This is a genomic window from Bacillus andreraoultii, assembly GCF_001244735.1.
Lineage (GTDB): Bacteria > Bacillota > Bacilli > Bacillales > Caldibacillaceae > Caldifermentibacillus > Caldifermentibacillus andreraoultii.
The window spans coordinates 202533-225384 of the sequence record NZ_LN868935.1; the positions used below are offsets into that span (position 1 = coordinate 202533).

Below are 22852 nucleotides of genomic sequence, written 5' to 3' on the forward strand. Positions count from 1 at the left end.
GGTTAACTTTCAATCCCACAGTCTTTTATGTATTGAATTTTTGTTTAAGGAAACGTTAAAGTTAGGTGATGAAAATGAACGATTTATTAAATAAACGTTGGATTTTTGTATTAACGATTGGTCTTGGTACTTTATTAAACCCATTAAATTCTTCAATGATATCTGTTGCCTTAACGCGTATCCAAAAAGACTTTGGATTAACATTTGCCGATGCTTCATGGTTAATCTCTATTTTTTATTTGGCAAGTTCGGTTGGTCAACCTGTTATGGGAAAATTAAGCGATATGTTTGGACCGAAAAGACTGTTTCTATCTGGTCTTATTTTAGTTACACTTGCTTGTCTACTCGCTCCTTTTTCACCTAACCTTCCTTTTCTACTCGGTTGCCGCGCACTGCAGGCGATTGGAAGTTCAACTTTATTTCCAAGTGGAATGAGTATGATTCGTACACTGATTACAGACGGGCAAGCAAAAGCAATCGCAACATTATCTATATTTTCTACTACATCAGCAGCTTTTGGACCTTCGATTGGTGGGTTTTTAATTGATACGTGGAACTGGCCCTCAATTTTTTTCGTGAATTTTCCGTTTATCCTGCTTTCTTTTGTACTTGCCATTTTTGTTCTACCAAATACAAAACAAGGCAAAGTAGAATTACATCGAATTGATTTCATTGGCATTACATTGTTTATTTTGTGTATCGTTGGACTAATTCTTTTCCTACTTTCCATTGAAAAGCATATTCATTGGTCTGCACTTATTTTATTTATTGGAGCAGGAATCGGCTTTTATCATTATGAAATGAAACGGAAAGAACCATTTATTGATATTGATTCATTGAAGGCAAATCGCAATGTTACATTCATCTATTTACAGTTTATGAGTATTAATCTTGTTTACTATTGTTATTTTTTCGGATTCCCAACATTTCTACAACAAGTTCAGTATTATAGCGCAAAAGATACAGGGTTAATCATGCTTGCATTAGCTGGCTTTAGTGTACTTGTCGCGCCAGTAGCAGGACGGATTATCGAGCGTTTCGGTTCTAAACCAGCATTAATAATCGGCGGAATATGCCTATTTGTTGGTACCGCATTATTATTAACTCTGCACGGTAATTCTCCTCTTCTTTGGCTACTTACAATTATGGCGATTCTTGGGATGAGTAACGGATTTAACAATATATCTATGCAGACAGCACTCTATGAACAAACAAGACCAGAAGATACCGGTTCTGCATCAGGTCTATTTCAAACAAGTCGTTACATTGGTTCCATTCTATCTTCTTGTTTATTAGGAATTGTTTTTAATCGGCATTTAGACGTCATCCACCTTCATTATGTCGCGATAGTTTGTTTAATCTTTTGCGCTGTTGTTATTGGATTTTCGATAAAAATACCGGGAAAATCAACTCAACATAGTTAATTTACTTGTTAATTACTAGTTAAATCTCGTTCACAGAAACTTCCTTCAGAAAAAAATAACCACCACCATATAGGTTAAAAATTGTATATAATCACAGAGAAAAATATAATGTAGAAAGAGGTTAGTGGAGTTTGGCTAATTTCCTACGATTAGCTGAAAATTCATATCCATTCATTTTACGTTAGGGTGGTTACGATGAAAAGAAAAAAGCAACAACAAACAGATGAGGAACGATATCGACAACTAGTTGAACATGTTAGTGACTGGATATGGGAAGTGGATGAAAATGGCGTATACACGTATGCCAGTCCACAAATTAAGGATATTCTTGGTTTCTCACCTAATGAAGTTATTGGAAAAACACCATTTGATTTAATGTCTGCTGATGAAGCAAAACGAGTAAAACCAATTTTCGACAAACTTTTATCAAAAAATTTGCCAATTAAAAGCTTAGAAAATTTAAACATACATCGTGACGGCCGTGAAGTAATTCTTGAAACAAGTGGGTCGCCGATTATTAATAAAGAAGGAAAATGTATAGGTTATCGTGGGGTTGATCGCGACATCACTGCTAGGAAAATTGCTGAAAGGCGAAATCAACAATTACTAGATATTATTGATGCATCCCCTGACTTTATTGCAACTGCAGATATAAACGGAGACACTAAGTATATAAATCCAGCTGGTAGGCGAATGCTTGGATTAAGAGGAAATGAGCGTATCTCTATTGCAGCCGCACATCTTCAGCCTTATCAAGATACAATTTTACACATTGGTATTCCTACAGCTATCCAACAAGGTGTTTGGAAAAGCGAAACGATGATTTTTAGCCAAGACGGCATTGAAATACCTGTTTCCCAAATCATTGTTGCTCATAAATCAGAAACCGGTGATGTTCAATTTCTTTCTACGATTGCTAGAGACATTACAGAAAGAAAAGAACTTGAAAAAATTATTGACCGTCAAGCAAATTATGATACATTAACTGATTTGCCTAACAGACGCTTTTTTCAAAATAAATTATCCTCTATCTTTGAAGCCTCTATTCCAGGTCAAAAAGTGGCTATACTTTTTATTGATTTAGATAATTTTAAAAATATTAATGATACATATGGTCATCGAATAGGTGATCAATTATTACAATTAACTGCTGCCCGGCTTAGTGATTGTGTTCGTAAGCATGATTTTATTTGTCGCTTCGGTGGGGATGAATTTATCATTCTTCTAGAAAGCATTAAAGATGAATCAGAGATTGAACATGTAGCAAAAAGAATCATTCAGGAGTTTCATCAGCCATTTCTCATTGACGGGTTAACAATTGAAGCAACTGGAAGTATTGGGATTAGCATTTATCCGAATCATGGACAAGATGAAGAAACGTTAGTTAAAAAAGCGGATCAAGCGATGTACATAATAAAGAGGCAAGGAAAAGATAATTATCAAGTAAATAAAGAGTAAAATCGGAAGGGCTGTCAAGAAGTTGGATTTTCTACTTCCTAATGCCCCTCTGTTGCCTTTACGGAATATCCTAATCATTATTGAGTTTGTAAACCTTGTTTAATAAAATTTACGTAATCTATAAATAGCAACTCCCCTTTTGATTTAATCATTTTATTATAGAAAAAATACAGGGACGAATTCTTATTCCCTGTATAGATCATTCTATTAAGTTCGATTCCAAAAACGTTCCTTTGCTATAGCTGCAACAAAATCTTTGCCAAAGTCTGGATTGTTCGCAGCAAATACAACGCCAGCCATATTGTTTTTTTCTGACCTTCTTAAATAAGCCTGAGCCGTTGTAGCGATACCAATCGGTTTATAGTATTTATATGTTTCATTAATAAAGTATCTTATATCTTGGTCAAATTTTGCTTGATTATCTGCATTTCCACCAACGACGTAAATCGAGTCATAAAGCCAAGGGTAGGTAGTAAAAAATGTTTTATTTACTTCTAACGTGACGCCATCCCTAGAAGTAACAGTACCAAGTTTTTCACTAATAATATCGAGAAAAACTCCATTTTGCTGTAAAATTTGAAGGGTACTCTTAACTTCAGATCCGTTAAAGTCATTATCAATGAGTACACCGACTCTCCGTGTGTATGCGGAATGAGTCGTATTTAATTGACTTAAAGATGGATAGCTTCTATTTTCTTGAACATGTGAAGTTTTCGGTCGCTCCACCCCTATATTATCGGCAATAATGCTCGCCATTTCTGTATCAACATTTGCAAACATCTCCACATTCTGCTGTCTAACAGATTTACTATGGACGCGGCCAAGGTGGAAACTAAATGTTTCTATTAAATCTTGCTTTTCTACTGTTGAGAGACTATTCCAGAAAATCCTAGCGTGAGAGAAGAAATCATAAAAGGACTCACTTGGTAGTTCCCTCGTATTGTGACCTTCTACTGGTCCGGGATAGTTGACATACCCGCCTTCTTCAAATGAGGCTTCAGCCGGTGTATTGCCAGCTAATGAATTATTATGATAATGAACATTGTCAACATCAATGCGGTACCTCATCCGCCCGTCTCGGAGATTGAAGTTTGTTTTGGCAATGGGCCGATTAACTGGGAGATCCTCGAAGTTTGCGGAATGATGACGATAAAGTTCCGTATCACGATAAGCAAATGCTCTCCCTTGTAATGTTGGATCATTTGTAAAATCAATTCCAGGAACAAGATTCGCTGGATCAAAAGCTGACTGTTCTTCTTCAGCAAAGAAATTTTCAACAAGTCGGTTTAACGTCATTTTCCCGATATATTGAATTGGAACAACTTCTTCCGGCCATAATTTTGTGTCATCTAATATATCAAAATCATAATTAAATTCATCTTCTTCAGCGATTAACTGTACTCCTAAATCATATTCTGGGTATGCCCCTTTTACGATGGCTTCAATAATATCGTTGCGATGATAATCTGGGTCAACACCACCAATAATATTTGCCTCATCTAAAAGTAACGAGTGAACACCCAATCTTGGTTCCCATTTAAAACGGACAAACGTCGACTTTCCTTCTTCATTAATAAAGCGGAATGTATTAATCGGCCACCCTGCCATCATCCGCCAACTTCTCGGACGACCCCGCATGGACATTAACCACATAACCATATGTGCGGATTCCTGGTTATTTGCGACATAATCCCAGAAATTATCATGAGCCGTAGTCGCTTGTGGTACGTCTGTTTTTGGGTTTTGTTTTGCGGCATGAGTCAAATCCATAAATTTCATCGCATCTGCTAAAATAAAAACGGGAAATTGTAGTGATAACGAATCATAGTTCCCTTCCTTTGTATAAAACTTTACTGCAAAACCACGTATATCAACCGCTGTATCTTTAGAACCTTTATTTCCTGTAAAATTAGAAAAACGAACAAATACTGGCGTTTTCTGCCCCGCTTCTTGTAGAAAGTGCATTTTTGTAACATGCCGCATTGATTTGTACGTCTCAAATTCACCATGAACCCCGAACCCACGCGCATGAACGACTTTTTCAGGTATTCGCTCTCGATTAAAATGAGATTGTTTCTTATAAAAATGAAAGTCTTGAAATAAAAGTGGACCGCGTCTACCTGCTCTAAGTGTTGACGTATCATTTGACACTTTGGTCCCATAGTCATCTGTCATCTTCTTACCTGGACCTGTATTTTGCACACGAAATTTATCTAATTGTTTTTGTTTTTCATTTGTCGGTTTTTTAATCCTCTCTAAGTCTTCAGTTTCTTCCACTAAATCATCCTTGTTTTTTTCTAAATCTTTATCCCTCTTATCCACAAATCATCCCACCTTGATGAAGAATTATACTCCACTTAAACCATATGCTTTACTATAAAAATATATACAATCATTTTTGTAGTTTGATTTTATATGAGATATTAACCATTGGAAGTTTGGAAATGTATACGAGATAACGGCTCGTCTACCGTTCATAAAAGGGATTCATGTGATAGGTGAATGGAATGAGCTAATTTTCGTATTTATATTAGTATAGTATTATGACAGAAATTCATTTGAAAAATAACTTAATAAAAAAATCACTCCTTACGTAAGCTATCTCCAATAAGTAGCATACGTAGGGAGTGACGAATATTGTTATATAAAACTATCGTAGTTATTAACATTATAAAACTATTAAAAAATACTCCTAAAAGCAAATCAGACAGAAGGAACTTACTTATTTAGTTTCTCCAGCAGTTCGATTATTTTTTGATTTTGGTTTACTTGTGTTTTACTATTCTCCTTTATTTGATAAATCCAAATCAGCCCGAAAATAGCTGCTACGGGAATCGCAATACCAAGTATCAAATTAATTACTCCAAAAAGGCTCATGAACATCATATATTTGCCCCCCTTCTATTACTTTAAATATCAGTCTTATTTATTGTTTTTATGAATCCGATGAAGAAATCATACACTTTTTTTATTGTATTGCACACTTTTAAGATAGATTAAAATCAATTTCTTTTACAAACGATAACATATCATTAAAAAGCAGGTGAAATTCAATTCCACCTGCTTTACCTTTTTCATGACGTTTAGTACCGTTTATTCTTTTTTCTAGATGAATCTACTTTTTGCCTTCCTGTTTCTTCTGTTGTTGTCCCTTGTCCTTCAGTTTGCGAGGAATTTAATCCAATAGTTGATGGATCAGCTTTTCTTTTTGCCATGCTATTCACCTCCAACCATAGTATTCCTTTTAACTTGATTGCTATGTAAATTTTGTCATATCTAGCTACCCATCCAAGTTCATTCATCTATTGATAACTGCACCATTACTAAGAACCCAATAAAAAACACAAGACCTTTTGATATGTATTGAATAACCTCTTCATTTTTCGTTAAAAATTATAATAAAAAATACATGACTGCTTACAAATTTTATGAATATCGAGGAATGAAGAATAATCATGAGGAAAATAAAAAATCAAATTCATTTTTCATTATTAAAAAAACGAGATAAAGGTAAAACTCAACTTGATTTTACAATACACCAAAAATCAAAAAAACGGGATTACTTAGTTACTGTTATTACTCCTGTATATAATGGTGAAGCTTTTCTAAAAAAGTCCATTGAATCAGTATTGAATCAATCGCTTAGTTTTCATAAAATTGAATACATATTAATTGATGATTGTTCCACTGACCGTTCGAGAAATCTTTTATTAGATTATGGGAAAAGGTATGATAACATTTCAGTCGTTTCACTAGAGTGTAATTCTGGTTCACCTAGTCACCCACGAAATATTGGAATAAAACTCGCCAGTGCACCTTATATTACTTTTTTAGATGCCGATGATTGGTTCCATCCGAATGGTTTACAAGTACTCTATGAAATACTAGAAGAAACTGGTGACCCTTATGTAGTTGGAAGAACAATGAAGGTAGAAAGCGGAAAAATACAAGTGATTGGTGAGCATCAGTGTTGTAAAGAAAGAAGAAGCGTCTCGCCGTTTTCCATTCCACATATTTTCCATCATCTAGGGCCAACAGCAAGGATGATTCGAACAAGTTTCATAAGAGAGCACCAAATTTCATTTCCCGAGATGAAATTTGCAGAAGACAAACTATTTTTTATTGATGTTCTCACAAATTGCAAAAGAATCTCAACAACGACAAAACCAATTTATTATGTAAATCGTCTAGATGAAACGAAAAAAACACGGTTAACGAACCAAACGAATATTTTACAAAAGACGAATTATAATTTACAGGTCGTTCACTATACATTAAGCCGCAAGTTTAATACCGAAATAGAAAAAATGATTATCAACCGCATTTATGAATTTGATTTCATGAGACGTTTTTTTACAACCCCACACTTTCAGAGGACTAGATGGAAAGTACTATATTACTATAAATTTAAGCAAATGTTAAAGCCATCCAGAAAGTTGTCCTATGACCTTTCAGAGACTTTCATGCAGCCGATTCACAAAGTAATTTATGAGCTTATTCAAAATAGGAAATATCGAAATGTAACTAAGTTATTAGAATGGGAACAATCCGTAAAAGTGAAAGAAGTGACAATTAGAAATGGAAAACCTTACTTTGTCACGCCTTTGTTGGAGGAAAAATATAAATATATTCCTGTCCCATTTTATGTCGCTTTTAAAAAACATTTTTGCCAAGGAGGTAAGTATATCCTCTACTTCCATGTGTACGGTGACAATGTACAAGCAATAACAGATGTATTAATACGTGAAGGAAAAAACGCTCACAATGAGCTCGTATTACCGGTATCTGTGGATAAAAATGGTGAGGGTTGGGTTGAACTACATTTAGATGCATTCAAAAACCTTTCCGCTGGTCATTACTCCATCTTTGTTAGATATAATGATTATATGAAAATGAATATTAGGCAACATGAAAAAAATGAAATCAAACATCAACTTGACAATAGAGAATTTAATTTCTATCAATCCTCCTTTTCAAATGTTGCTTTAAGGGTAAAATAACCTAGGCGCCAATATCAATCTGTTTGGCGTCTTCATTTTTTCATCCTTCCTTTCGACTACGATTTATTTCCGAAGTTTACCACGAATTTCCGAAGATGGATCTTTTATTTCCGAAGTTGGTGTGTTTTTTCCGAAGACGGCTTGGTTTTTCCGAAGTTGGTGTGTTTTTTCCGAAGTTAATGCGTTTTTCCCGCAGAATTAACTTTATTTCCAAATGTGGCTTCCGTTTAGAAAAATTCCACAAATCCTACATTTTTCTTTTCTTTTTTCATACATTGTTTGAGAGGTGATGTCAATTATGGCAAGAGTGGCATATACAGATGCTGATGTTGCATTAATGGCTAGAATGATGCGTGCTGAAGCAGAAGGTGAAGGTCGGTTAGGGATGTTAATGGTTGGAAATGTCATTGTAAATCGATTAAAAGCAAACTGTTTAGACTTTGAAGGCTTAAGATCCATTCGACAAGTTATCTTTCAAGTTCAAGGGGGGAACTACTCCTTTGAGGCCGTTCAAAAGGGGAATGTTTTTTACCAAGGTGCGAGGGCTGTTGAAAAACGATTAGCGAAACAAGCATTAGACTACTGGAGAGAGTTTCCTTCCAAATATTCACTCTGGTATTTTAACCCTTATGCTCCATGCCCTCCTACATGGTACGACCAACCATTCGCAGGACAATATAAACAACATTGTTACTATGAACCAAAAGCGAACACATGTGAAGGTGCTTATACATGGTAAGCCCCACTTCATAAGCTCGTTATAAATACCCAATTTCAATCACATAAAGAGAAAACAAAAAGAGTTGGGCCTCTATATATTTGTAGATCATCAACTCTCTTTTCCTACCTGTGAACTTTTACAGTGGCCTCCACTAAATGGTGGAGCTTTTTAAATGTTCAAATCTCTACTAAAAAGGACTTTGTCAACGGACTCACAACTAAAGTCGGGTGTCTCCATGCGTAAATGATGAAAATATGGTAAGATTGCCTAAACGGAAAAATAGGGGGGACATAGATACGTTTGAAATAATTCATAATAATACAGTCGAACCTGATTGGTTTCAAACAAAAGGGGAATACAATGCATTTATTATAACACCAGATGACGCGGACTACACTCCGGCAACAAGTGAACTTATGCAAGCATTTACAGAGAAATTGTTTCTCTTTCCATTTTATATTCATTTTGAAGCATATGCAGATATGAAGGAACAAATCATTGAACAAGGAAAAAACGTTAACATTCAATATCGAGATTCTGGTAGAAAAGTACATACTGGTTGGGATGGAAAAATTCTTGAAGAGATTTCTAGTTTTACAGCTGAAGTAAAAAATCCTATACAGTTAAAAACTTCATTTGAAAATTGGTTTAACCTTGCTTTTGATAATCATCTGTGGGTAATGACGCAAGAAGACACAATCGCATATATTGATGAATTTGCCTACTTTACTTCTCCTCGAATCGTATATACGAATCATGATGCATATGGGATTACATTGCTTAGTCAAGATAAAAAATTTCAATCCCGAGAAGATGTGAAGAACTTCCTCCAAAGCATTGCGGAATAAATTTACGTTTAATAAAAAGAAGACCTTTCTAGTTTTTAAATAGATGGTTAACGACCTTTCCTTCTACAATTTTCTTTTTAAATATCAAACTCTCAGTGAACCGCGAAATCCCCTTGCCGCATAGTAGGACTCTGCCCCATTATGGTAAACAAAAACCGTGTCATAACGACGATCACAAAAAAGAGCCCCACCAAGATTTCTTATTTTATCAGGCGTCTTTATCCAACTCGATGTTTTCATATCAAAATTACCTAATTTCTGGAGCTTGCGGTACTCTTCTTCGGATAGAATCTCAATTCCCATGTCACTAGCCATATCTATAGCATTATTCTGTGGTTTATGCGACTTTCTTGACTCTAGTGCTTCCCTGTCGTAGCAAACACTTCTACGGCCTTTAGGGCTTTCCTCTGAACAATCCATAAAAATATACTCATCTGCCTCTTGGTCATAACCAACGATATCCGGTTCACCACCCGTTCTCTCCATCTCATAGAGTGACCATAATTTTTCATTATTTGTCTTGAGCTTTCGTTGTACGTTAACCCATTCAAGCCCCAGGTGACGATCCATATTTTTCTCAAAGCGTTTTTTTAATATGTTTCGTATTTCTTCACATTGTTCTATCGATAACTTTCTTTCTTGTTTTTCCATGCTAAAACCTCATTATCCCTTTATATTCTTTACTTATGCTTATAGGACCAACGCGTATTTCCTTAAAACAAAAAATACTCATTTTAAAAACTATTCAATGATTACTTCATTATTTCTTATATCAAGTATAGCAGTTTTACTTGTTCCACCTAATTCAGCCTGTACGGTGTTTGCTAAATCATTTAACGCGTTCTCAAACTCTTCTGTACGTTTTTCATCAACTAATTCAATGCACAGAAATGCATTCTTTGTTTCTTCAGTAAGCATCGTTCTGACGGATTCACGCCAATTCCAACAACGGCAAATTGCGCCCACTTGATCTTTATAAATAATTTCACCTTCGAATGGCGATTCACTTTTATCTGATCCCAATGTTACAAAATCTTCATCACCAACTGCTTTCGTCAATCTTACATCACCCTGCAATGTATCTATATCTTCTCCACCACAAGGCATGGCATATCGCAACGAAATCGAGTTGTAAATATCAACTAACGGATTTATCGTCCCCAAATGGTTACCATTTTTTATTCTTTTTAGTAATGCCTCGATTGAGGAGCGTGCACCTTTTTTTGTTTTGAACTTCTTAAATGCGTCTCTCCAAACTTTAATGACTTCATTATTGCTAAATTCCGGGTCTTGCAAATATTTTCGGGCTTCTTTTTCCGCTTCTAAAAGAAGGTTGTTATACTTTTCTTCATCTTTTATCGAGTTATCTATCCCATTACAAATGACAATTCCAATTGTTGCTGTGGGGAAAATTGTCCAAAATGGCTCTTCAATAATAAACTTTTTCATTATCTAACCTCCTCTATTTTATCCATGCCTATGAAAATTACACAAGTATATTTGTCATCATAAAGTCAGTCTCACCCATAAAGATTTTGTTCCCTAAACGCTACTTTTAAAGTATAGCAATTTCCAATGTACATTCTTTCGTAGTGAATGTCCTGCGTCTCTAAGGAATAGCACCTCGAATCTCTTTAATTTTACTATTTTTTCTGCCCCCTAGAAGTAAATAATTGACTAGTCTTTTTTTACATATTACCAAAAATAAGCATACTTTCAATGAAACTTGGTAAAAAAGTATGATTTAAGGTAAGATAGAAAGTGAATTTTTCCTGGAAATGATTATTCTTTGGATAAAATGAAAGGAATTGTAAATAATAAAAATCTAGAACCAACGTATTGAAAGGGTTTGTTGTATGGATATTCGTATTTTGAAAGGAAAGATTACTCAATATTTAAAAATCATTTTCCCTCTACTATTACTTGTTCTAGCATGCCATGAAATTTGGGTTTTTGCCAAAAGTCTTGATATGGGTCTCATTAAGCATGAAATATATCAAATTCCTATTGGATTATTACTACTTGTTATCATTTTTATTGTACTAACGGTTAGTCCTATGTTCTTATATGATCTCATTATTGTAAAAAAATTAGGATTACAATTTCCAACAAAAACATTTATCAAACAGGCAATCATTATAAATTCCTTTTCCAATTTACTCGGGTTCGGGGGATTAATTGGTGCAGCATTGCGTGTATATTTTTATAAAACAAAAGAGGTTAATAGAAATAGCATACTTCGGCTAGTTGGTCATATTACCCTATATTTTTTAACCGGTATTTCCATATTATCGATTATCATGCTCATTTGTTTCTTTCATAACCCTCTTTTAACGGAAAAAAAATGGCTTTATTTTGCCATAATCGGGGTTGCTTTATATCTTCCTGTCCTGCTGTTTATTTCTTTACAGGAAAAAAGGAAAGAACATGAAGCATTTCTAGATTTATCTTCAAAACTTTTTCTCGTCCTTTCATCTTTTATTGAATGGTTTGCAACATTTTTTGGAATCTGGACGTTATCCCAAATATTGCAAATGTCTATAAACTTTGGGGAGCTGTTTACAATCTACGTTATTGCCGCCTGTGCTGGAATTATTAGTATGATACCAGGAGGACTCGGTTCATTTGACCTAGTATTTATATGGGGTGCACAATATTTTGGCTTCCAAGATGAGAAAGTCGTCGTTTTACTTATCCTTTATCGGCTAGGTTATTACATCCTTCCTTTTCTAACTGGTACCGTGTTATTCATCAAAGGTTACTGGGATCGTTGGAATAAGGATTGGGATAACTTACCTAATGCAATGATTGGATACATTAGCCATTTTCTACTAACTGTTTTCGTCTTTATTTCAGGATTTATTTTACTCTTATCCGCGGCTTTACCTGGTATTCTTGAACGATTTAAAATTGCAGAGAAGTTTTTTTCGTTACCTATTATAAGTGCGTCCCATCAATTATCTGTTGCGACAGGATTTATTCTTCTTGGATTATCACGAGGAATTCAATACAAAGTAAAACCTATTTATTATAGCACATTAATTGTCTTAAGTTTTGCAGCTTTTTTCTCTCTTATTAAAGGTTTGGACTATGAAGAAGCAATTTTTATGATTATTGTAATTTTTCTTCTCCTTAGTTCAAAAAAACGTTTTTATCGGGAAAGTTATGTATTTACATGGGGAAGAATCTTTTTTGACATATGTGTTATCTTATTTTTTACGTTTTTGTACTTAGCTATTGGATATACGAATCTTCCTGTACATAAGTTCCATATTCCTGCTAGACTTACACCTTATATGATAACAGACTATGCAGATTTATTTCATAGCGCAATAATCGGTCTCCTTATTGCCACTATGATATTTATTGTTGGTTATTATTTAAGTCGTTCAAAAAAGTTTCCATTTGTGACTTCCATCAATCACGAAGCAGAAATTACCGAACATATTCAAAAATTTGAAGGTAATGTTCTCACACATTTAATCTTTCTGCATGATAAGTATATTTTTTGGAACAGCAAAAGAAATGTCCTTTTTCAATATCAAACATTTGCAGATAAAATGGTTGTTCTCGGTGATCCCATCGGTGAGAAATCAGAATTTCCGAACGCGATCGAAGAATTACTAAGAACAGCAGATATTTATGGATATACACCTGTATTTTACGAAATTAGTAATGAACAACTCACTTCTCTTCACGATCTTGGGTACGACTTTTTTAAACTTGGTGAAGAGGCATTTGTTGATTTACATCATTTTTCACTTAACGGGAAAAGAATGAAAGGACTTCGGGCTACGAAAAATAAATTTGAACGGGAAAATTATGTATTTGAGATTTTACAACCACCTCATAGCACGGAGCTGTTAAATACATTACGTGATATATCAAATGAATGGTTAAATGGTCGAACAGAGAAAGGATTTTCTTTAGGCTTTTTTGATAAAGATTATTTAAATCGAACAGAATTAGGTGTTTTAAAAGATCCTTCTTCTACCATTATTGGCTTTACGAATATTATGCCTGTATATGATCAGGACCGAACCATTTCCATTGATTTGATGAGGTATAAGCAAGACGCTCCTTCTGGTACGATGGATTTTATTTTTCTATCGCTATTCCATTGGGCAAAAGAACAAGGATATAAACAATTTAACCTTGGTATGGCTCCACTTTCCAATGTTGGCCATTCTAGATATTCATTTTTTAGTGAAAAAATTGCGGCTCAAATTTTCTTACATGGACATGTCTTCTATCATTTTCAAGGCTTAAGACAATTTAAGGAGAAATACGAAGTCACCTGGAGGCCAAAATATTTAGCGTTTAGAAAAAGATCATTACTTCCTATTACGGTCGCACAAGTTACCTTATTAATTGGAAAAGCAAGAGGCGCTAAAACCGTTTTAAAACAACGCTAGAAACTGTATGAAAATGAAAAAGGAGGAGGTAAACTCGAATATAAAAATATCCGATATACGCCGAACGATGAGTTACTTTTTATTTAGAAACTTGAATCGTTCGGCTTTTTTTATGAGTAAATAAAATTTTCTATATCCTTGTTTATCTCGAAAATAACAACGTCTGACACATGAAAAATAATCAAATGAATATAAGGGTTTTCCCCTCCGTATGTAGAAATTATATTTTATAACAAGTTTTAGGGACGTAGTATTTTGATGAAAAACAGTTTAATCTATTTTTTTATCTTATTCTTAATTGGAGGGGGAATTTTAAAATCGAATATGTTTCAAACTAAAGAAATTACATTTCAAGAAGCTTATCATCTTGGTTTTAAAAAAGCAAAAGAATTAGATAAGAAGGCAGAACTTATGATTTTAAAAAGTGTTGATGATGGTAAAGTAAGTGGGAAAAACGGTAAAAGGGCAAATTGGCAAGGGGTATTTGTTTTACCAAATATAAATAAACAAATTCTATTTGTCATTGAAAAAGGGAACATGAAAAATTACGAACTAGCGGATAAATATGATGAATTAACTATAAAGGATGAATTTGTAAAAATAGATAGTCCACAAATAGTAAAATCAGCAATAAAAGACTCTAATCTTCAACCGTTCCCTAAAAATGATTCGTTTTCACATGGTTATCATTTTAGAACTTTAAGGGATGAAAAGAATATCTTTTTTGCAGTAAATGGTTGGATAGACGGTAGAAAAGCAGAAATCTATTACAATCCAAAAACAGGAGAATATATGGGGAGAACAGAATCAGCAGAATAAGCTCTCCCCTTGATACAGAACTGATCGTAATTATCACTTAGCCAACTTTAATTTTACTTAATTCATCAATGAATGCTGGTCTTCGTTTGTTTTCCTGCTTAAGCTCATTTATTAAAGATTGTGCCTGGTTTTTTCCAAAATTGTTCTTATATGTTTGAATGATATGACAAACTTTGCGATATTGTGACCTGTTACTAGCCTGACAAGCAATTTTTTCAATATACATTCGAAATAATTCTTTCGTCTCTTCATAATAGTCATTTATTAAGTATTGATAGTAAGATTCAATATAATAAATATGACGTTTGCAATATTCAAGAAGTTTGTCATATCGTTTTTCCTCAATGACAATTTCAATATAAGTATGCGGTATATACTGTCTTTGTTCAAAATCAGCTAATATTTTTGTTAAAAGCTGAGGCCATTCATCCATATCATCATACCTACATTACTCATTGTAATCACCATTTTTAAAACTTATACGCTTAGAAGTATATGAATGTTAGAAAACTGCCATTTCGTCGAGTGGGACAAGGATTAAAATAGAACGGACCTAAGATTAGATACTACAACTTGTTAAAGTTCAAACCATTTATTATAAAAAAACCATTGACAGAAAACTTTTATTTTGTTAAATTATTGCTAAACAATATAAGTCGATGACGGGACAGAGTAGGGAACAACCCTTGTTCTACAGAGAGTCGGTATTTGCTGAAAGCCGATGGACAATTTGATCTTGAAAATCATCCCTGAGATGCAATACTGAATAAAGTAAGTATTGACGGAATCCTCCGTTATAAGGAGCACGTATGGCGGTACGTGGCAGAGTGTCGTATATTTTACATACGAAATTTGGGTGGTAACGCGAGTACAAACTCGTCCCTAATTAGGGGCGAGTTTTTTTATTTGTAGAAATGTATGAACCAACAACTTACAAATTGACGGAATTTTCACATCAAGAATAGGAGTGATTATAATGAGTAAAAAACAAGTTTTCTTTACAGGATTAATGTTATTTTCTTTATTTTTCGGGGCTGGAAATTTAATATTCCCACCACTTCTTGGATTGGAATCAGGGAGTCATTTTACACCGGCAATGATTGGTTTTCTACTTACAGGTGTCCTTCTCCCTTTTATGGCAGTATTAGCTGTTGCGACAGTAGATGGAGGATTAATTTCAATCGGAAGCCGTGTTGGAAAAGTTTTCGGGATTGTTTTTGCCAGTATTATTTATCTTTCAATCGGCGCATTTTACGGAATTCCACGGGCTGCAAGTGTTGCCTATGAATTAGGTTTCCAACAATTTTATCAAAGTGATCATCGGCTCACCCTGATTCTTTTCTCTATCCTATTTTTTTCTGTTACGTTTTTCATTTGTTTAAATCCAAAAAAAATTGTGCAACGGGTTGGAGAGATTCTAACACCACTTTTACTTATCACACTTGCCATTCTATTTGTTCGTGCCTTTTTCTTATTCGAGAATACACAAGCGCCCGTAGCTAAAAAGTATTCAACAACCCCGTTTGTAACAGGATTTTTAGAAGGTTATTTTACGATGGATGCTGTTGCTGCACTCGCTTTTGGGATTGTTGTCGTTCATGCGTTAAAAGACAGTGGACTACAGACGCGACGAGAACAAATAAAAGGAACACTTGGTGCTGGACTCATAGCAGCTGTTGGCTTAGCTCTTGTTTATGTGTCACTTGGATGGATTGGTGTCGTTATGCCAAAAGAGGCGGAATTTTCCGATGGCGCTGAAATTTTAACAACTGCCTCTCAAATCTTATTCGGTAGTACGGGTAGCTTACTCTTTAGTACAATTGTTTTACTTGCCTGCCTGACTACTTGTGTCGGTTTAATTAATGCAAGTGCTAGTTTTTTTCAAGGCCTTTACCCAAAATTTAGTTACAAATTTTATGTTGGATTACTTTCAGTGATTGGCTTTTCCGTTTCTAGTCTTGGACTTAATATAATTCTAGATATTGCTGCTCCTATGTTAATGTTTATCTATCCGATTTCCATCGTTCTCGTGGCTCTATCACTTCTTGAGCCACTATTTGGAAATGGCAAGATGATGTATCGTTTCACTGTCACATTCACATTCATTTACGCCATATATGAAGTCCTAAATAGTTTTCAATTAAACTTAGATGGAATCGCTCAAATCATTGGCTTTGTTCCTTTCTTTAACCTCGGTTTAGGTTGGATATTTCCTGCAGTTATCGGTGGAATCATTGGATTTTTTGTTGATAAGCTTGTTGGAAAAGAACAATTCATCTTGCCTGTACAGGAAAAGAATTAGAGAATAATAATGAAACCCGTGCAACTGCAGACGGGTTTCATTTTCCCTATTTATAACCATCAATAAGACACCATTATATTTATTATTCGTTTACCTTTGCAAATAACATTAGCTAGTTATTTTTCTTGCCTATTATAGATATTCTTTATCCTTGTTTCTTGACAAAATATGAATACTTACGAATTGAGTGTGTATAGCATGCCTTACGATTTTTTTATCCAAAAGGTGATCGTTTCAGCTACCACCTCAAATCATCCAAATATCCCCGCAACATAACCAACAATCCCTAATGCAAATAAGCTAAAAATAATCGTAATAGGACTAACTTTCTTACGCAATAACCAAATACAAAAGAACGTAAGAAGTAATGGCATTAGGCCAGGAATTAATGAATTAAAAATATCTTGTAATGTAGTAACTTTCTCTGGGTTAACATTCGCACCGCTTTGAACTTGATTTATTACATTACGAATTTGGTTTTCATTTAACTTCCCTTCATTGGCGGCCGCAACTAGCCCGCTAAAATCAACTAGCGATTTTTCATCAACATTGACGCGAGAAACAACTAGTGGAAAATTCATAGTCGTCCATCGAGGAACGAGTACACCCATAATGAACATTCCTAAAATCGATGCACCTTGGGTAATTTTTTGCATTAAGCCACCACTTAAATTTTGAGTAATGTTTGACCCTTGCTTGTAACCCAACTCTTGTGTATACCATAGAAATGCCATTCGTATAATATTCCATACTAGAAAGAATACGATGGGTCCAAGGATATTTTGCGATAATGCAAGAGAAGCAGCAAAAGCACCTAAAACAGGACGAATCGTACCCCAGAAGATTGGGTCACCAACCCCAGCTAGAGGTCCCATCATCCCAATTTTTACCCCTTGGACAGCCGCATTATCAATTTGGGCACCTGCTGCCTTTTCTTCTTCTAACGTTAGTGTAACTCCTAAAATAGGAGCCGACAAATATGGATGTGTATTAAAAAATTCTAAATGGCGTTTTAATGCTTGTGACCGGTCTTCTTTATTTTTATATAGTTTTTTAAGCGCCGGAATCATCGCATAAGCCCAGCCAACGTTTTGCATCCGTTCATAGTTCCAAGAAGCTTGTAGGAATTGGCTTCTCCAAAATACGGAGATACGGTCTCTTTTACTTAACTTTTTTGTATTTGTTTGTTCTGCCATTTTTTCACTTCCTTTAATAGTCATTTAAAATTTCATCAAGCGGATCTCCCCCACCGCCAGTATTTCCACCTCCGCCATGGTTATTAAATTCCGGAGACAATTGTAAATAAACTAGAGCTAAAACGAGACCAATAATTCCCATGGCGATTAAGTTCAAGTCTGAAACGGCGGCCAATGCAAATCCAACAAAAAAGAAGGGCCAAACTTTTGGTGTTGCCATCATATTAATAACCATCGCATAACCGACAGCAACAATAAATCCACCGGCTACCGCTAGTCCACCTGTAAGCCAGTCAGGAATTGCGTTCAATGCATTTGTCACCGCACTTGCAGGTACAGCAACAATGATGGCTGCGGGAATGGCAATTCGTAGACCTTGCAACATTAATGCCCCTAAATGGTACATCTCGACACCTCGAAATGATCCTTCCGCCGCTTTCCTATCTGCACCGTGCGCGAGTCCAACTGTAACGGAACGAACAAAAATCGTTAATACTTGTCCAGCAACGGCTAGAGGAATGGATAAGGCAATTCCTTCTTCAACGCCTGCTCCCTTCATCGTAACCAATATGGCTGATGCTATTGAGGCTAATGCCGCATCCGGTGCCACAGCAGCACCAATATTCATCCAACCTAATGCGATTAACTGTAATGTACCGCCAAGAACAATCCCTTCTATAAGTTGTCCTGTCACTAAACCTATTAACGTACAAGCTACAATCGGCTGATGAAATTGAAATTCATCGAGAATTCCCTCCATTCCAGCCAAAAATGCGACGAGTATCACTAATACAACTACAATTACTGTCATGTTTGCTCCTCCTGTCTATCAAATGTGCCTAAACATGTCTGCACACTTCTCGGAATAAAGTTCAAACTGAGATTTATGATTTGACCATTTTTGCTTTTTTTAATAATTCCCATAAATTTTGTTGTGAATCTGCAGGAACTTTTCGCACATCAAACTTGACCCCTTGATCACGTAAATATGTAAAAGCCTCAACATCTTTTTCATCCACAGATAATACATTGTTAATCATCACTTTACCTTCAGAATGAGCCATCGAACCAACATTAACTTCTGGCAGTTCGACTCCACCTTTCACTACTTCTGCTACATCTTCTGGGTTTTCAAACAATAATAATGCAACAGTTTTTCCAAAGCGAGGATCGTTCCAAACCTCTATCATTTTCCGAATTGGAATAACATTCGCTTTTACGCCTGGTGGTGCAGCTTGGGTAATTAATGTTTTCCGTAAGTCATCTTTAGCCACATTGTCGGAAACAACGATGATTCGATTTGGATTGACCGCCTTTGTCCATGCTGTTGCAACTTGTCCATGGAGCAATCGTGAATCAATACGTGCTAAGGCAATTTTTATTTTTCCGTCACCAACAACCGTCCCTTCTGGTAGTGCTTTTTTTGGTTCGGCCGATGTTGTTTTAGCTGTTGTTTTTTCTGGTTCTAATGTTTCAGGCCTTACTCGAATACCTTCTTTCGCTGTTGCAATAATATTTTTTGCAATCTCCTGGGCTGAATTCATCGAAAAACGTAGTGATAAAGCTTCAATTAACATTGGTAAATTTAATCCGCTCACAATTGCCCATTTGTCTTTATGGTCTTCAAATATACTGTTAGCTTGATTAAACGGTGTTCCGCCCCATAAATCCACTAAGAACAAGACTTCATCCTGGTTTTCAAATACAGAGACTGCTTGGATTAACTTTGCTTTTAAATCGTCTGGTCCTTCGCTTGGTGATAATGTGACAGCTAGAACATCTTCTTGTTCACCAAAAATCATCGTCCCGGACTGTAAAATCCCTTTAGCAAATTCCCCATGACTCGCTAGGACAATTCCTACCATATTTGTACCTCCTCTAAAAATAAGCACCAATTTCATTTTAATTTCTGTATTAAACATGGGAAATATACCTTTTTTCAGACATAATCTCTATATTTGACTGAATTGTAATGAACTTACAATAGAATAATCCAATTGCCCATGAGTTTGTTCTTCCAGAAACCCTTCTTGATGACTACTTCAGTCATTTTTACCATCATGTGGGCGTCCCTTCTAGATGACCGTTTCTTCCTTTTTCACCGCAGAATGGGCGTCTAAAACCTTTCTAGATGACCGTTTCCGTCTTTTTCACCGCAAATCGGGCGTCTACACTAGTAAAATGTCCTTTTTTCCATGGTATCCCCAAAACTCGGGGACGCTCGAGCCCCAAGTCAACCAAAGAGACTACAGTTCACCGAAAAGTAAGAAAGTTTTTCGGCTTTGATATAATCCTGCTATAGCCTTCCTTGTGCGCTTATGTGTATAAGAAAGTGGCAGTCCAGAAAGTCATACTTTTGATTTCTGGATGACCTTTTCGTGTTTCAAAACCTTGATATATCAATATTCCTGATTATCATATTTTGGGTCCACTTTTCGTATACCCCATTTCCTATTAGCTAAAAAAAAGTGAAAAATAGTAGCACAAAAAAACGCAACGGTATTTCCGCATTAATAACCCACGTCCTATTTAGTTTAGTTGGATAATCGAATTACTGACAGCACAAAAAAATCCTACCTCCTATAAAACTTAGAAAGTAGGATTTTTTCCTTTTGCTATAACTGAGCACCCTTTGAACTTGCTTCGGCTGCTTTTTCTTCTTTCACTTTATTTTGTAATCGTTTCGTTTCCATGACAATAATTCCAGATAATCCAATAAGACCGATTAAGTTTGGAATCGCCATTAATCCATTTAGAATATCTGCTAAGGACCAGACGACATTAAGGGAAGCGGTAGCACCTATGAAAATAAAGAGAACAAATATCGTTCGGTAGATCCATATTGCTGTTGGGCTCTTAAATAAGTATTGGAAACATTTTTCTCCATAATAAGCCCAACCGAGAATCGTTGAAGTTGCGAAAAACAGCAAACCAAATGTAACGATATAAGGGCCAGCACCACCAATTAATGATTCAAACGCGGAAGATGTTAGAACCCCTGCCGCAATACTTTTATCTTGCCATAGACCAGACATAACAATGGTAATTCCAGTAATAAAACAAATGATTAATGTATCAAAAAGAACTTGAATCATCGAAACTAATGCCTGTCTAGCGGGCAAATCTGTTTTGGCTGCAGCGGCTGCGATTGGGGCAGAACCCATTCCTGCTTCATTGGAAAATAATCCTCGAGCAACTCCATATCGAATGACCGCACCAACTGTTCCACCTAAGGCTGCTTCACCAGAAAATGCATGTGAAAATATTGTAACAATCGCATCAGGAACTAAATGAAAGTTCACAATCATCACATATAAACCTGCAAAAATATAAAAGATTGCCATAAACGGTACGAAGAAAGAAGTGACACGACCAATCCATTTAATCCCACCAAGGATAACTGCACCAGCAAAGATTACTAGAGCGATTCCAGTTACCCATGTCGGGATTGTAAATGTACTTTTCATTAAGTCTGCTACGGCTTTTGCCTGCGTACCATTACCAATTCCGAATGCAGCAAGAGCACCGAAAACAGCAAATAACACACCTAACCATTTTTGTTTTAACCCGTGTTCTAAATAATACATTGGCCCCCCAGCCATATTTCCTTGGGAATCTTTAACACGGTACTTTACAGCTAAAACCGCTTCCCCATATTTTGTAGCCATTCCGAATAACCCTGCAAGCCACATCCATAAAACCGCACCAGGTCCCCCAAGTACAATTGCCGTTGCTACCCCAACAATATTACCTGTACCAATCGTTGCAGCTGATGCAGTTGTAAGAGCTTGGAAATGAGAAATATCCCCATCAGAAGTTTTGTCTTGGTTTCTTGAAAAGGCGAGTTTTAACGCATAAGGGAGTGAGCGAATTTGTAAAAAACCTAAACGAAAAGTTAAATAAATACCAGTTCCAACTAACAAAACAATTAAAGGCACTCCCCAAACAAAATTACTAATACTCCCTAAAAACTTTTCTATTTTCTCCATAGTAATCCCCTCCAATCGTTCTATAAATATCCATTCATGTTTTAAACGAAGCAATCATTCCCCCTTTCATGAATTGTTACTAACCCAAACCGAGAGTAGAATATTTTTATTATTCTTATAACTATAATAAATACGAAAACACATCTACTGTCAAGATATTTTTTATTTAAGAGACATTCTTCTTCTATTCTAACCTTGATAATGTTATACTTATTACTAATAATTTGTTTTGAAAAAGGTTATAGGGGTTTATTGTTTGATTTCATGTGAAGGGTTTGTGATTGGTTTTATATGTGCTCTTATTTTCGCTATTATCGCTTTAATAGTGACTGTTTGGGCAGGTAATATTGAGGACCAAATTTATAGTAAAAATACAAAAGCAAACCAGACTAGAATCCTATTAATTTCTGTAGGTGTCCTATTTATTGGATCTATTGCACTATGGGGTTACATATCTATCCGTACTTAAAAATTTTTATTGTGGTGGAAAGGCTTTATAATGAATATAAAAACCGAACGACCGAATAAAATTCTCACTTAGAGTCTCGGAATTGTTCGGTTTTTATCATTTCTACTGCTAAAATGAACTAGCAATGTCTGTTTTAACATTACTATTTTATTTCTTTCTCGGCCATTTTTACATTTTCCTAATTCAAAATTCACTTACTAAGATTCCCATT

General features: G+C 35.4%; 19 protein-coding genes and 1 other annotated feature. Of the genes, 9 read left to right on the plus strand and 10 right to left on the minus strand.

Annotated features, from left to right (window positions below; translation table 11 throughout):
• Positions 1 to 74: 74 nt before the first annotated feature.
• On the plus strand, positions 75 to 1424 hold the full coding sequence (locus BN2144_RS01325) for an MFS transporter (protein WP_033826555.1): 1350 nt from the start codon (positions 75 to 77) through the stop codon (positions 1422 to 1424).
• Between the two features lie 195 nt (positions 1425 to 1619).
• Positions 1620 to 2882, plus strand: coding sequence for a diguanylate cyclase domain-containing protein (locus BN2144_RS01330; RefSeq protein ID WP_050632167.1), 1263 nt, complete (start codon positions 1620 to 1622; stop codon positions 2880 to 2882).
• A gap of 207 nt (positions 2883 to 3089) precedes the next feature.
• Here BN2144_RS01330 and BN2144_RS01335 read toward each other — a convergent pair whose 3' ends face one another.
• The 3 genes from BN2144_RS01335 to BN2144_RS19420 form a co-directional block, all read right to left on the minus strand.
• Positions 3090 to 5132: a catalase gene (locus BN2144_RS01335; protein ID WP_407637998.1), complete on the minus strand. Its 2043-nt coding sequence runs from the start codon at positions 5130 to 5132 to the stop codon at positions 3090 to 3092.
• Between the two features lie 468 nt (positions 5133 to 5600).
• Positions 5601 to 5768, minus strand: a complete 168-nt coding sequence (locus BN2144_RS19780; RefSeq protein WP_154665480.1) for a hypothetical protein — start codon at positions 5766 to 5768, stop codon at positions 5601 to 5603.
• Positions 5769 to 5965: 197 nt separating this feature from the next.
• Complete coding sequence (locus BN2144_RS19420) at positions 5966 to 6097, minus strand: YuzL family protein (protein ID WP_094763092.1); 132 nt, start codon at positions 6095 to 6097, stop codon at positions 5966 to 5968.
• A 240-nt stretch (positions 6098 to 6337) separates the two neighbouring features.
• Between BN2144_RS19420 and BN2144_RS01340 the strand changes: the two genes are divergently transcribed.
• From BN2144_RS01340 to BN2144_RS01350, 3 genes are all read left to right on the plus strand, one after another.
• Positions 6338 to 7882, plus strand: coding sequence for a glycosyltransferase family 2 protein (locus BN2144_RS01340; RefSeq protein ID WP_050632168.1), 1545 nt, complete (start codon positions 6338 to 6340; stop codon positions 7880 to 7882).
• Positions 7883 to 8180: 298 nt separating this feature from the next.
• Positions 8181 to 8621: a cell wall hydrolase gene (locus BN2144_RS01345; protein WP_033826556.1), complete on the plus strand. Its 441-nt coding sequence runs from the start codon at positions 8181 to 8183 to the stop codon at positions 8619 to 8621.
• Between the two features lie 245 nt (positions 8622 to 8866).
• A complete protein-coding gene (locus BN2144_RS01350; RefSeq protein WP_222860063.1) occupies positions 8867 to 9451 on the plus strand; it encodes a hypothetical protein in 585 nt (194 codons plus the stop codon).
• An 84-nt stretch (positions 9452 to 9535) separates the two neighbouring features.
• Here BN2144_RS01350 and BN2144_RS01355 read toward each other — a convergent pair whose 3' ends face one another.
• Positions 9536 to 10102: a DUF4256 domain-containing protein gene (locus tag BN2144_RS01355; protein ID WP_033826558.1), complete on the minus strand. Its 567-nt coding sequence runs from the start codon at positions 10100 to 10102 to the stop codon at positions 9536 to 9538.
• A 90-nt stretch (positions 10103 to 10192) separates the two neighbouring features.
• A complete protein-coding gene (locus BN2144_RS01360) occupies positions 10193 to 10900 on the minus strand; it encodes a B3/B4 domain-containing protein (protein ID WP_033826559.1) in 708 nt (235 codons plus the stop codon).
• Between the two features lie 407 nt (positions 10901 to 11307).
• On the opposite strand from BN2144_RS01360, the gene mprF reads away from it, so the two are divergent.
• Positions 11308 to 13866: a bifunctional lysylphosphatidylglycerol flippase/synthetase MprF gene (mprF, locus tag BN2144_RS01365; RefSeq protein ID WP_033826560.1), complete on the plus strand. Its 2559-nt coding sequence runs from the start codon at positions 11308 to 11310 to the stop codon at positions 13864 to 13866.
• 324 nt (positions 13867 to 14190) lie between these two features.
• On the plus strand, positions 14191 to 14685 hold the full coding sequence (locus BN2144_RS01370; protein ID WP_139017835.1) for a hypothetical protein: 495 nt from the start codon (positions 14191 to 14193) through the stop codon (positions 14683 to 14685).
• A gap of 37 nt (positions 14686 to 14722) precedes the next feature.
• On the opposite strand, the gene BN2144_RS01375 is transcribed toward BN2144_RS01370, so the two are convergent.
• Positions 14723 to 15118, minus strand: coding sequence for a hypothetical protein (locus BN2144_RS01375; RefSeq protein WP_033826562.1), 396 nt, complete (start codon positions 15116 to 15118; stop codon positions 14723 to 14725).
• 217 nt (positions 15119 to 15335) lie between these two features.
• Positions 15336 to 15572 (plus strand) — a binding site (T-box leader).
• Between the two features lie 89 nt (positions 15573 to 15661).
• Here BN2144_RS01375 and brnQ point away from each other — a divergent pair.
• Positions 15662 to 16987 (plus strand): branched-chain amino acid transport system II carrier protein, encoded by a 1326-nt coding sequence (gene brnQ / locus BN2144_RS01380; protein WP_033826563.1) that lies wholly within the window; start codon positions 15662 to 15664, stop codon positions 16985 to 16987.
• Positions 16988 to 17238: 251 nt separating this feature from the next.
• Here the strand turns inward: brnQ and BN2144_RS01385 are convergent, their stop codons facing one another.
• The 4 genes from BN2144_RS01385 to BN2144_RS01400 all read right to left on the minus strand — a co-directional run bounded on the left by BN2144_RS01385 (position 17239) and on the right by BN2144_RS01400 (position 22172).
• Positions 17239 to 18183: a PTS system mannose/fructose/sorbose family transporter subunit IID gene (locus BN2144_RS01385; RefSeq protein ID WP_033826630.1), complete on the minus strand. Its 945-nt coding sequence runs from the start codon at positions 18181 to 18183 to the stop codon at positions 17239 to 17241.
• A 13-nt stretch (positions 18184 to 18196) separates the two neighbouring features.
• Positions 18197 to 18994, minus strand: a complete 798-nt coding sequence (locus BN2144_RS01390) for a PTS mannose/fructose/sorbose transporter subunit IIC (RefSeq protein WP_033826564.1) — start codon at positions 18992 to 18994, stop codon at positions 18197 to 18199.
• 73 nt (positions 18995 to 19067) lie between these two features.
• Positions 19068 to 20048 (minus strand): mannose/fructose/sorbose PTS transporter subunit IIB, encoded by a 981-nt coding sequence (locus BN2144_RS01395; protein ID WP_033826565.1) that lies wholly within the window; start codon positions 20046 to 20048, stop codon positions 19068 to 19070.
• 750 nt (positions 20049 to 20798) lie between these two features.
• Positions 20799 to 22172, minus strand: a complete 1374-nt coding sequence (locus tag BN2144_RS01400) for an alanine/glycine:cation symporter family protein (protein WP_033826566.1) — start codon at positions 22170 to 22172, stop codon at positions 20799 to 20801.
• Positions 22173 to 22428: 256 nt separating this feature from the next.
• On the opposite strand from BN2144_RS01400, the gene BN2144_RS01405 reads away from it, so the two are divergent.
• Entirely contained in the window at positions 22429 to 22641 is a 213-nt protein-coding gene (locus BN2144_RS01405) for a hypothetical protein (protein WP_033826567.1), read from the plus strand.
• Positions 22642 to 22852 lie beyond the last annotated feature (211 nt).

Bases quoted from the DNA above. Each gene is read 5' to 3' on its own strand.
- brnQ (WP_033826563.1), top strand. From the start codon at position 15,662: ATGAGTAAAAAACAAGTTTTCTTTACAGGATTAATGTTATTTTCTTTA.
- BN2144_RS01330 (WP_050632167.1), top strand. From the start codon at position 1,620: ATGAAAAGAAAAAAGCAACAACAAACAGATGAGGAACGATATCGACAA.
- BN2144_RS01370 (WP_139017835.1), top strand. From the start codon at position 14,191: ATGTTTCAAACTAAAGAAATTACATTTCAAGAAGCTTATCATCTTGGT.
- BN2144_RS01385 (WP_033826630.1), bottom strand. From the start codon at position 18,183: ATGGCAGAACAAACAAATACAAAAAAGTTAAGTAAAAGAGACCGTATC.
- BN2144_RS01325 (WP_033826555.1), top strand. From the start codon at position 75: ATGAACGATTTATTAAATAAACGTTGGATTTTTGTATTAACGATTGGT.
- BN2144_RS01395 (WP_033826565.1), bottom strand. From the start codon at position 20,048: ATGGTAGGAATTGTCCTAGCGAGTCATGGGGAATTTGCTAAAGGGATT.
- mprF (WP_033826560.1), top strand. From the start codon at position 11,308: ATGGATATTCGTATTTTGAAAGGAAAGATTACTCAATATTTAAAAATC.
- BN2144_RS01390 (WP_033826564.1), bottom strand. From the start codon at position 18,994: ATGACAGTAATTGTAGTTGTATTAGTGATACTCGTCGCATTTTTGGCT.
- BN2144_RS19420 (WP_094763092.1), bottom strand. From the start codon at position 6,097: ATGGCAAAAAGAAAAGCTGATCCATCAACTATTGGATTAAATTCCTCG.
- BN2144_RS01355 (WP_033826558.1), bottom strand. From the start codon at position 10,102: ATGGAAAAACAAGAAAGAAAGTTATCGATAGAACAATGTGAAGAAATA.
- BN2144_RS01375 (WP_033826562.1), bottom strand. From the start codon at position 15,118: ATGGATGAATGGCCTCAGCTTTTAACAAAAATATTAGCTGATTTTGAA.
- BN2144_RS01400 (WP_033826566.1), bottom strand. From the start codon at position 22,172: ATGGAGAAAATAGAAAAGTTTTTAGGGAGTATTAGTAATTTTGTTTGG.
- BN2144_RS01340 (WP_050632168.1), top strand. From the start codon at position 6,338: ATGAGGAAAATAAAAAATCAAATTCATTTTTCATTATTAAAAAAACGA.
- BN2144_RS01360 (WP_033826559.1), bottom strand. From the start codon at position 10,900: ATGAAAAAGTTTATTATTGAAGAGCCATTTTGGACAATTTTCCCCACA.
- BN2144_RS19780 (WP_154665480.1), bottom strand. From the start codon at position 5,768: ATGATGTTCATGAGCCTTTTTGGAGTAATTAATTTGATACTTGGTATT.
- BN2144_RS01345 (WP_033826556.1), top strand. From the start codon at position 8,181: ATGGCAAGAGTGGCATATACAGATGCTGATGTTGCATTAATGGCTAGA.